The sequence below is a fragment of the Mycolicibacterium arseniciresistens genome, assembly GCF_030519285.1.
Lineage (GTDB): Bacteria > Actinomycetota > Actinomycetes > Mycobacteriales > Mycobacteriaceae > Mycobacterium > Mycobacterium arseniciresistens.
In genome coordinates this window covers 1-10,017 of sequence record NZ_JAUMSQ010000150.1, presented here as the reverse complement: position 1 = coordinate 10,017, position 10,017 = coordinate 1, and the positions used below count along the sequence as shown (strand labels likewise).

9 protein-coding genes are annotated in these 10,017 nt (G+C 70.4%); 2 read left to right on the top strand and 7 right to left on the bottom strand.

Going from position 1 to position 10,017, the window contains the following annotated elements:
• Positions 1–151 precede the first annotated feature (151 nt).
• Positions 152–475: a hypothetical protein gene (locus tag Q2100_RS18520; protein WP_264012439.1), complete on the bottom strand. Its 324-nt coding sequence runs from the start codon at positions 473–475 to the stop codon at positions 152–154.
• A gap of 212 nt (positions 476–687) precedes the next feature.
• On the opposite strand from Q2100_RS18520, the gene Q2100_RS18515 reads away from it, so the two are divergent.
• Positions 688–1,926, top strand: coding sequence for a TetR/AcrR family transcriptional regulator (locus tag Q2100_RS18515; RefSeq protein WP_264012438.1), 1,239 nt, complete (start codon positions 688–690; stop codon positions 1,924–1,926).
• On the opposite strand, the gene Q2100_RS18510 is transcribed toward Q2100_RS18515, so the two are convergent.
• The 6 genes from Q2100_RS18510 to thiC all read right to left on the bottom strand — a co-directional run bounded on the left by Q2100_RS18510 (position 1,893) and on the right by thiC (position 7,469).
• Positions 1,893–2,174, bottom strand: coding sequence for a DoxX-related protein (locus Q2100_RS18510; protein ID WP_264012437.1), 282 nt, complete (start codon positions 2,172–2,174; stop codon positions 1,893–1,895). The two genes, Q2100_RS18515 and Q2100_RS18510, sit on opposite strands and share 34 nt — an antisense overlap.
• Positions 2,175–2,205: 31 nt before the next feature.
• Positions 2,206–3,696, bottom strand: a complete 1,491-nt coding sequence (locus Q2100_RS18505; RefSeq protein WP_302915235.1) for a flavin-containing monooxygenase — start codon at positions 3,694–3,696, stop codon at positions 2,206–2,208.
• A 61-nt stretch (positions 3,697–3,757) separates the two neighbouring features.
• Positions 3,758–4,357 carry a septum formation family protein gene (locus tag Q2100_RS18500; protein ID WP_302915234.1) on the bottom strand — a complete coding sequence of 200 codons (600 nt, stop codon included), beginning with the start codon at positions 4,355–4,357 and terminating at the stop codon, positions 3,758–3,760.
• Positions 4,358–4,394: 37 nt separating this feature from the next.
• Entirely contained in the window at positions 4,395–5,009 is a 615-nt protein-coding gene (locus Q2100_RS18495; RefSeq protein ID WP_302915233.1) for an alpha/beta hydrolase family protein, read from the bottom strand.
• Positions 4,996–5,847, bottom strand: coding sequence for a bifunctional hydroxymethylpyrimidine kinase/phosphomethylpyrimidine kinase (gene thiD, locus Q2100_RS18490; RefSeq protein ID WP_302915232.1), 852 nt, complete (start codon positions 5,845–5,847; stop codon positions 4,996–4,998). The genes Q2100_RS18495 and thiD overlap by 14 nt, the downstream gene beginning before the upstream one ends.
• On the bottom strand, positions 5,844–7,469 hold the full coding sequence (thiC, locus tag Q2100_RS18485) for a phosphomethylpyrimidine synthase ThiC (RefSeq protein WP_302915231.1): 1,626 nt from the start codon (positions 7,467–7,469) through the stop codon (positions 5,844–5,846). Before thiC ends, thiD begins: the two co-directional genes overlap by 4 nt.
• Positions 7,470–7,613: 144 nt before the next feature.
• Between thiC and Q2100_RS18480 the strand changes: the two genes are divergently transcribed.
• The coding region (locus Q2100_RS18480) for an ATP-binding protein (protein ID WP_302915230.1) at positions 7,614–10,017 on the top strand (2,404 nt) is incomplete at its 3' end.

Here is a 10,017-nt window from a genome sequence, read left to right as displayed (position 1 = left end):
CGCCGCGGCGGCGGGACCCAGCGCCGCGAAGATGCCGGCGCCGACCATCGACCCGAGACCGATGACGACGGCATCGCCGGTGCCGAGCCGGCGTCGCAGGGCCGAGTCGTCCGCTGCGGTCACGGCAGTGATCGTAGGTGAGGCCGCCCGGTCAGGCGCCTCGCCCGGGGACCAGCGACTGGTGCTCCGGCGTCCGGATCGCGGCCACCAGGACGGCGACCAGCGCCGTCAGCCCGATCAGCGAGAGCGTGATCGTCCACGACCGGCGCAGCAGCAGCGCCGAGTCGCACTGCTCGACGAGGTCCTGCCCCGCGGCGTCCGCCTGACTGAGGTCGGCGCTGAACCCGTTCCCGCACTCGACCTGCCAGCCCCACTGGTCGTAGACGTCGAGCAGGACGGGGAATCGCAGCGCAAACAGCCCGACCCCCAGCAGGACGGCGCCGGCGATACCGATGTACCAGGCCCGATGAGTCAAAGATCTCCCCTTCTCGTGCAGTGGACGGTCGCCCGGGGGGACCGGACGACTCCCACGGCGGAGAGGATCGAACACGTCGCGCATCGGCCCCCCGACCGGGCCTGTGCCGCCCACTATGTTAACCGTCATTCTTACTGCGCCGCGCAGTTCCGTAAGAAAAAGCCCCTGAACTCGGCCTCTATGTGTGCAGGCCGTCCGATATCGTGTTCGCCATGGCGCGCACCCCGTCCCGCCGTGCCGACGGTGTCCGGCGTCGGCCGAAGGACCGGAAAGCCCAGATCGCCCGCGCATCGGCCGAAGCCTTCAGCGAGCTGGGCTACCACGGGGTGAGCATGGAGGCCATCGCCTCGCGGGTCGGCATCTCGGCGGCCGCGTTGTACCGGCACTACTCGAGCAAATACGAGCTGTTCCGCGACGCGGTGTTCAACCTCGGGCAGCTGCTGGTGGACAGCGTGGTATCGGTCGACCCGGCCGATGACGACGACCCGACACAGACGCTGCGCCGGCTGGCGGTGGCGCTCAGCGAGACCGCGCTCGCGAGCCGGGAGTCGGGCGGGCTGTACCGCTGGGAGGCCCGCTACCTGCGCGGCGACGACCAGGCGACCCTCAACGCCCAGCTGCGAGAGGTACACCGGCGCATCCAGCAGCCGTTGACCGCGATCCGGCCCGACCTCACCTCACGGCAGCGGTGGACGCTGTCGACCGCGGTGCTCAGCGTGATCGGCAGCATCGTCGATCACGGCGCCAAGCTGCCAGGCATCCAGATCCGGATGCTGATGTCCGACATCGTGGCGACCCTGGCCGGTGTCGAACTGCCGGACGTGGCCGACGACGTCGACGCTGCCCCGGACTCCGCCGCCCCGCCGCCCGCCTCGAAATACGAAGCGCTGCTCAGCGAGTCGATGCGGCTGTTCAACGAGAAGGGTTACCGCGACACCAGCGTGGAGGACATCGCCTCGGCGGTGGGCATGCCCGCGTCGGGCATCTACCGCTACTTCTCCGGCAAGAGCGACATCCTGGCGGCGGGTTTCCGGCGGTCGGCCGACCGCCTGTCGGCCGAGGTGTCCACGGTGCTGAGCGCCGTGCCGGACCGGGAGGTGGCGCTCGCCCGGCTCGTCGACGCCTATGTCGAGCGGTCGTTCGCCCACCCGGAACTGGACTACGTGTACTACACCGAACGCCTGAACATGGCGCCGGCCGATCAGGAGATCCTGCGGAACCTGCAGCGCTCCACCATCGACGGCTGGGTCGGTATCGTGGTCACGCTGCGTCCCGAATGGACAACGGGGCAGGCGCGTTTCGCGGTGTACGCCGCGATGGCGCTGATGGTCGACCTCGGCCGGTTGATGGGCTACCGCGACTCGGCGCAGTCCCGTGCGACGGTCGCCACGCTGATGGACCTGACGCTGCTCGGCCGCTACCGGCTGCGTACGGTGCTGCCGGCCAAGTAGGCGGCGTAGCCGACCAGGCCCGCCAGGCCGAGCCGGCGGGTGCGGCGTGCGGCGAGTGCCAGGCCGATCGCGGTCTCCAGGCCGCCGTTGGTGTAGACGTGGCGGCGGGTGTTGTCGGGGAATGACGCCACGGTGATCGGCTCGAACATCTTCGGATTGGCGAAGTGCGCAAGCCCGGTGCCGGCCAGGGCGAGGCCGGCGAACCTTGCGGCACGCGAATCGGGTTTGGCCGCAGATCGTTTGGGCACAGTGGGATCCTCTCGGGCGGGGTGGGGCGGCTCAGGCGATCTGGTAGTCGGTGAGCGGGAACTCCGAGGCTTCCCTGATCGCCTCGCGAGTGGACATCGGCCGCAGCAGCGAGGGTTCGCCGCTGGGGTTGAAGTAGTAGGACCGCGCGGAGGCGCAGTTGCCGATCGTCCACAACGATCCGGCCAGCATCTCGGTCATCCGCTCCAGGTAGCGGTCGTTGGCGGCCTCGGTCACCTCGAACGTGGTGGCGTTGCGCCGCCTGACCTCATTGAAGAGCCGCTCCATCAACCGCATCTGGTATTCCATCGTGTTGAAGAAGTTGAGGCCGAGGAACGCATACGGGCTGGCGAGGCTCAGGTAGTTCGGGAAGTACGGCATCGACACACCCTGGTAGGCCTGGAACCGCGTCTCGCGCCACCACTTCCCGAGGTTGCGGCCGTCGCGGCCGATCACCTCGATCGCCGGGAAGTTCGCCTCCCACAGGTCGAAGCCCGTCGCGAGCACCAGGGTGTCGATGGCGGTGCGGGTGCCGTCGGCGTTGACGATGCCGTCGGCCTCGACCCGCTCGATGCCGTCGCTCTGCAGGTGCACGTGAGGTTTGGTGAACGTGCGCAGGTAGCGGTTGGAGAACGTCGGCCGCTTGCAACCGATGTCGTAGTCCGGTGTGAGTCTGCGGCGCAGTTCCCTGTCCCGGATCCAGAAGAACTGGTTCATCTTGCACAGGTCCATCGCCGAGATGTTGAGCCGGCGGAACAGCGGGACGCGGTAGTTCACCACGCCGATGGTGATCATCGCCTCGTAGATGTTGTCCGTGACCGCGCGGATGATCCGCTGTGTCAGGGGGAACCTGGCGAACAGCCGCTTGGCCCGTTCGGAGAAGTGCAGGTCGATCTTCGGCGCCACCCAGATGGGGGTGCGCTGGTAGACGGTGAGGTCGGCGGCCTTCGCGGCCAGTTCGGGGATGAGCTGCACCGCGGTGGCGCCGGTGCCGATGATCGCGACCCGCTCGCCGGTGGCGTCGTAGTCGTCGTCCCAGTCGGCGGTGTGCACGATGCGGCCCTGGAAGTCGCCGATGCCGGGGATGTCGGGCAGCTTCGGCTGCGACAGGAATCCGGTGGCGGTGAACAGGTAGCGGGCGGCCATGGTGTCGCCGCCGGCGATCGCGACGCGCCAGACCTTGGCTTCCTCGTCCCAGCGGGCGCCCTCGACGGTGGTGTTGAACCGGATGTGGCGGCGCACGTCGTACTTGTCGGCGACGTCGTCGGCGTACTGCTTGATCTCCGCCCCGGTGGAGAACAGCCGCGACCAGTTCGGGTTGGGCTCGAAGTAGTAGCTGTAGGTGGTGGTGGGGACGTCGACGGCCAGGCCGGGGTAGTGGTTGACGTACCACGTGCCGCCCAGATCGTCCTCCCGGTCGAGGAGGACGAAGTCGTGGATGCCCATCCGCTTGAGCTGGATGGCGGCGCCGATCCCACCGAAACCGGCCCCCACGATGACCGCGTCGAAGTGCTCCGAAGTCATGGGTGAACGGTACCCCAGGTATCGGGTACGTGGCCCAGAGGTACCGGACCCGGGACGTGAATCAGCCCTTCAGCGTCCCGGTGCGCGGCGGGTCGACGGTGGCGATGCAGGTCACCACGCGGTCGCCCTGGCCCCAGGTCTCCTCGGTCGGGTAGAGCACGTACACGCCGACGGACGGGTCCTCGATCGCGGCGGGCGCATAGGTGGCCAACGCGGGGCCGCAGCCGTCGGAGAACTCCTCGAGGGCGGTCTGCCCAGGGAAGTCGCCGTCGGGCATGGTCAGCATCGCGAACACCTCACCGGCGTGCGGCTCGGCGCAGTCGATGGTCCGCACGGTGAGCACCCGGGTGCCGTCGGGCATCTCGGCCAGGCAGTCGCCGACCTCGACGTTGTTCGCCGTCACCGTTCCCCTGCCGACCAGGAAGTAGGCGACGACGACGACGGCGGCGATGAGCAGCAGCAGCACCAGCCCGACCAGACCGAGGATGAGCCAGAGCCGGTTCTTCCGTTGCGGAGGCGGAGGCGGCGGATAGCCGGTGGGAGTCGAGTACGGCTGCGGCGGGGGCGGCGGATAGGGCTGACCCGGCGGCGGGCCGTAGGGGCCCTGTCCGTACGGGCCCTGCCCGTACGGCGGTGGCGGCGGCCCCGGCGGTGTGGTCATTCGGCGACGATAGCGCCAGTCCGGGGCCGTGTGCAGGTCACCGGAGTGACCGCAGTGCCGCGTCGACGGCGAGCGCCGGCACGTCGAGCATCTTGGAACCCAGGTCGTGTCGGGCGCCGGTGATCTCGACGATCTCGGTGTCCGCGCCCACCAGCGCCGCGGCCCGCCGCAGTTCGTCGATGGTGCCGAACGGGTCGGCGGTCCCGTGGGTGAACACCGTCGGCACCGTGATGCGCGGCAGGTGCTCGGTGCGGGCGCGCTCCGGCTTGCCCGGCGGGTGAAGGGGATAGGAGAACAACGTGAGGACGTCGACCGCCAGCCCGTCGGCGACCGCCATCGACGTCATGCGGCCGCCGTAGGAGTGTCCTCCGGCCATGACGGGTCCGTCCGTCAGCGCGCGCACCGCGTCGACGGCCTCCACGACGCCGGCCTGGTCGGCGGCCGCGGACCCCGACGGCGGCCCCTTCGGCCTGCGCCGCCGATAGGGCAGGTTGTAGCGGACGGCCAGCCATCCCCTCGCGGCCCACTCGTCGCAGATCCGGGTGAGCAGCGGCGCATCCCGGCTGCCGCCTGCCCCGTGGGTGAGCACCACCGCGCCGGCCGGCTCGCCGTCGGGGTGGTGGGCCACCCCTGCGATGTCATCGAGCGTCATCGGACTCGTGCAGCCGGAACAGCGCGGAGACCGGTCCGTGGCCGTGGCCCAACGGGTATGCGGCGCGCAGACATTCGGTGACCCAACGCTTACCGAAGGCGACCGCGTCCGGGACGGTGTACCCGTGCGCGAGTGCTGCCGCGGTCGCCGCCGCCAGGGTGTCGCCTGCGCCGTGGTCGTGTCCGGTGTCGATCCGAGAGATGTCGAACTCGTGGAATTCGGCACCGTCGTAGAGCAGGTCGGGACTGTGGGCCGACGAGCGCAGATGCCCACCCTTGACGAGTGCCCATCGCGGCCCGAGCCCGTGCAACGCGCGCGCCGCCTCGCGCTGGGACTCCTCGTCGACCACGTCGATGCCGACGAGCAGCCGCACCTCGTCCAGATTCGGGGTGACCACCGTCGCCAGTGGGAACAGTTGGGTGCGCAGCGCGTCGAGGGCGCTGGGATGCAGCAGCGGGTCGCCGTGCATCGACGCGCACACCGGGTCGACCACCAGTGGCACCGCGCCGTCCGGCGCCACCGCACGCCAGGCGTCGGCGACCGTCTCGATGATGGCCGACGACGCCAGCATGCCGGTCTTGGCCGCCTGCACACCGATGTCGGACGCCACCGCGTCGATCTGACCGGCCACCACGTCCAGCGGGATCTCGTGAAAGCCCTTGACGCCCACCGAGTTCTGCACCGTCACCGCGGTGACGGCGACCAGGCCGTGCACACCGAGCAGGGCGAACGTGCGCAGGTCGGCCTGGATGCCCGCACCGCCGCCGGAGTCCGACCCCGCGATGGTCATCACCCTCGGCGGCGTCTCGCTCGGCGGGGTGAGCGGCAGGAACGTCATGGCACGGAGTTTTCCAGAGGCAGGTACACCCTGTTGCCACGGTCGGCGAATTCCTGGGACTTCTCGGCCATGCCCTGCTCGTGGGCCTCGCGGATGGCGTCCGACAGGTCAGCGCTGATGCGCATCGAGCAGAACTTCGGGCCGCACATCGAACAGAAGTGTGCGGTCTTGGCGGGCTCGGCCGGCAACGTCTCGTCGTGGAACTCCCGCGCGGTGTCCGGATCCAGTGACAGCGCGAACTGGTCGTGCCAGCGGAACTCGAACCGGGCCCGGCTCAGGGCGTCGTCGCGGGCCTGCGCACCGGGATGCCCCTTGGCGAGATCGGCGGCGTGGGCGGCGATCTTGTAGGCGATCACGCCGTCCTTGACGTCCTTGCGGTCGGGTAGGCCGAGGTGTTCCTTGGGGGTGACGTAACACAGCATCGCGGTACCGGCCTGCGCGATCATCGCCGCCCCGATCGCCGAGGTGATGTGGTCGTAGGCGGGGGCGATGTCGGTGGTGAGCGGTCCCAGAGTGTAGAACGGCGCCTCGTCGCACAGTTCTTCCTCGAGGCGCACGTTCTCCACGATCTTGTGCATCGGGACATGACCCGGACCCTCGATCATCACCTGCACGCCATGGCCTTTCGCGATCTTCGTCAGCTCGCCGAGGGTGCGCAGTTCGGCGAACTGGGCCGCGTCGTTGGCGTCGGCGATCGACCCCGGGCGCAGCCCGTCGCCCAGCGAGAAGGTGACGTCGTAGCGCGCGAGGATCTCGCAGAGTTCGTCGAAGTGGGTGTACAGGAACGACTCCCGATGGTGCGCCAGGCACCAGGCCGCCATGATCGATCCGCCGCGGCTGACGATGCCGGTGACCCGCCCGACGGTCAGCGGGACGTGCCGCAGCAGCACCCCGGCGTGCACCGTCATGTAGTCGACACCCTGCTCGCACTGCTCGATCACCGTGTCGCGGTAGCACTCCCACGTCAGCGCCGTCGGATCGCCGTTGACCTTCTCCAGTGCCTGGTAGATGGGCACCGTGCCGGCCGGCACCGGCGAATTGCGCAGGATCCACTCGCGGGTGAGGTGGATGTCGCGGCCGGTCGACAGATCCATGATGGTGTCGGCGCCCCAGCGGGTGGCCCACACCATCTTGTCGACCTCCTCGGCGATCGACGACGTGACCGCGGAGTTGCCGATGTTGGCGTTCACCTTCACTGCGAACGCTTTTCCGATGATCATCGGCTCGGACTCGGGGTGCCGGTGGTTGGCCGGGATCACCGCGCGGCCGCGGGCCACCTCGTCACGCACCAGCTCTGCGGGTAGCCCTTCGCGGGTGGCGACGAACGCCATCTCGGCGGTGATCTCCCCGGCCCGCGCGCGTTGCAGCTGCGTGCCGCGGTCGGTGACCACGCCGGGCCGCGCAGGCAGGCCGGCCTGCAGGTCGATCGCCGCCGCGGCGTCGGTGTACGGGCCGGAGGTGTCGTACAGGTCGAGGTGGTCTTCGCGGGTGTCGGTCAGGTGCACCCGCCGGAACGGCACACGGGAACCCGGTACGCCGGGAATCTCTTGGTAAACCTTGCTGCTGCCCGTGATCGGGCCGGTGGTGATCGCAGCGTCGGCAACGACAGAACGGTCGGTCATGACATGTCTCCCTACGCCGGCATTACCCGGTCAGGTTCGTACGGTCGACAGCCCCAGCTGTCCTCTCAGCACGCTCGGTGCGCGCTCCCGCGTTGATGGCGTCCCCAACGTAGCGCAAGGCGTCCCGGTGGGGAAGGGGGCACGGTGAGCCGCGGGCGCGATACCGATGGGGCGTTTGCCGAGCGGGAAGTCGCCGTCGGCTGGCAGTATCCCGGGATGGGGGAACGAGTGGTCGGCCGGGAGCCGGAGCTCGGTGTGGTCCGGACCTTCCTGGCCCAGGCCTCGGAGGGGCCGTCGCTGCTCGCCCTCATCGGCGAACCGGGTATCGGGAAGACCACGCTGTGGCAGGCCTGCGCCGCCCGCGCCACCGAGGTCGGCTTCCGCGTCCTGAGCACCCGCGCGCAGTCGACAGGATCCGCTGCCACCTATTCGGGACTCGCCGATCTGCTGCGGGTGCTGGACGAATCGGCGTTCGACGAGCTGCCCCGTCCGCAGCGACTCGCCATCGACCGGGTGCTGGCCCCGTCCGTCGACGGCGACCCGGCCGCCGGTCAGCGCGCGGTGTTCGCAGCGGTCCGCGGGGTGCTCGACCGGCTCGCGCAGATGTCACCCGTCCTCGTCGCCATCGACGATCTGCAGTGGCTCGATCCGCCGAGCCGGCTGGTCATCTCGTCGGTGGCGCGGCGGTGCACCGGGCGGATCGGATTCGTGGCCACTGTGCGCGCCGACGTCAAGGGCGAGCATGCGCTGGCCGAGTTCGAGCTGCACGATCCCGCGCGGACGCAGCGGCTCGACGTCCGGCCGCTCAGCCTCGGGGCGCTGCGTCAGGTGCTGACCGGCCGGCTCACCCGCTCGCTGGCGCGCGGCGAGATGGTGCGGATCCACCGGGAGTCCGGCGGGAACCCCTTCTACGCAGTGGAACTCGCCCGTGCGGCCGACGGCGGCGCGGCTGAGCTGCCCGCCACGCTCGCCGACCTCGTGCGTGCCCGCATCGCCGGCTTCACCGACGCGACGAAGTGGGTGCTGCTCGCCGCGTCCTGCCTGCCCGCCCCCACCATGGCGGAGCTGGCCTCGGTGACCGAGTCGGAGCTGCAGGATGTCGTCGCGCTGCTGGAGGACGCCGAGCGGGCCGGGGTGATCGAGATATCGGGCCAGCACCTGCGTTTCACCCATCCGCTGCTGGCCCGCGGCGCGTACGCCGAGGCCGCCCCGGACATGCGCCGGCTGATGCACCGGCGGCTCGCCCACGTGCTCGACGACGCCGAGCTCGGCGCCCGGCACCTCGCACTGTCGGTGGAGGGTGCCGACGAGCACGTCCTGCACGCCCTGGACGCCGCCGCCGAATCAGCCCGCCTGCGAGGCGCACCGGCCACGGCGGCGGAACTCCTCGAGCTCGCCCGCGGGCGTGGCGGGGACACGCCGGAACGCACCATCGCCGCGGCCGCGCACCACTTCGAGGCGGGCGGCGCGGCACGGGCCCGAACGCTGCTGCAGCAGACCGTCGATCGGCTCGCACCCGGTCCGCTACGAGCCGAGGCGCTGCACCTGCTCGGGCTGGTCCGGTTGTACGACAACAGTTCCGCCGATGCCGCGGCACTGCTGCGCGACGCCGTGGAACAACCCGGCGCAGTGCCCGAGCGGCAGGTGCCGATGCTGGTGATGCTGGCCTTCGTCGAGTACAACGCCGGCGATGCGGGCGCCGCGCTGCGCCGGGCGGAGCAGGCGGTGGCCCTGGCCGGTCAGTTGCCGCGCGACGATCTCGTCGTCCAGGCCGCGACGATGCGGGCGATGATGCGTTTCCTGGTCGGCGACGGCGTCGACGAGGTGGCGCTGGACCGCGCACTGCAGGTCGACGATCCCGCCGACGTGCCACTGGCGGTCCGCCCGCGAACCCTTCACGCGATGGTCAAGCTGTGGTCGCACCAGGTGGACGAGGCCGCTGCGATGCTCACGTCCATCGCGCAGCGGTGCGTCGAACGCGGCGAGGAGAGCGAACTCATCCTGATCGGCTTCAACCTCGTGCTGGCGCACACCTGGCGGGGGGACATGGATGCGGCCGAGCGGGCGGCCGAGGCGACGATGGAGCGTGCGCTCGCGCTCGGCGGGGACCTGCCGATGTTCATCGCGCTGACCGTCCGTGCGCTGGTGGACGCCCAGCTGGGGCGGGTCGAGGCCTGTCGCCGCAACGGTGAACAGGCGTTGGTGATCGGCCGGCGGTGCGACTCCGGCCGGCTGAGCACCTGGGCGGTCACCGCGCTGGGCTCTCTGGAGCTGTCCCTGGGCAATCATGAAGCGGCGCTTCGACATCTGGATCCGCTGGTGGCCGAGTGGCGGCTGCTGCCCGCGGCCACCGAGATCGTCACCGCGCCGTTCCTGCCCGACGCCGTGGAGGCGATGATCGTCGTCGGCCGGCTGGACGAGGCCGACCGGATCGTGGAGGTGCTCGAGCACAACGGCGAGCGACTCGACCGGCCCTGGACGCGCGGGGTCGCCGCCCGGTGCCGCAGCCTGCTGCACGCCGCACGCGGTGACCTCGAGGCGGCCGCCG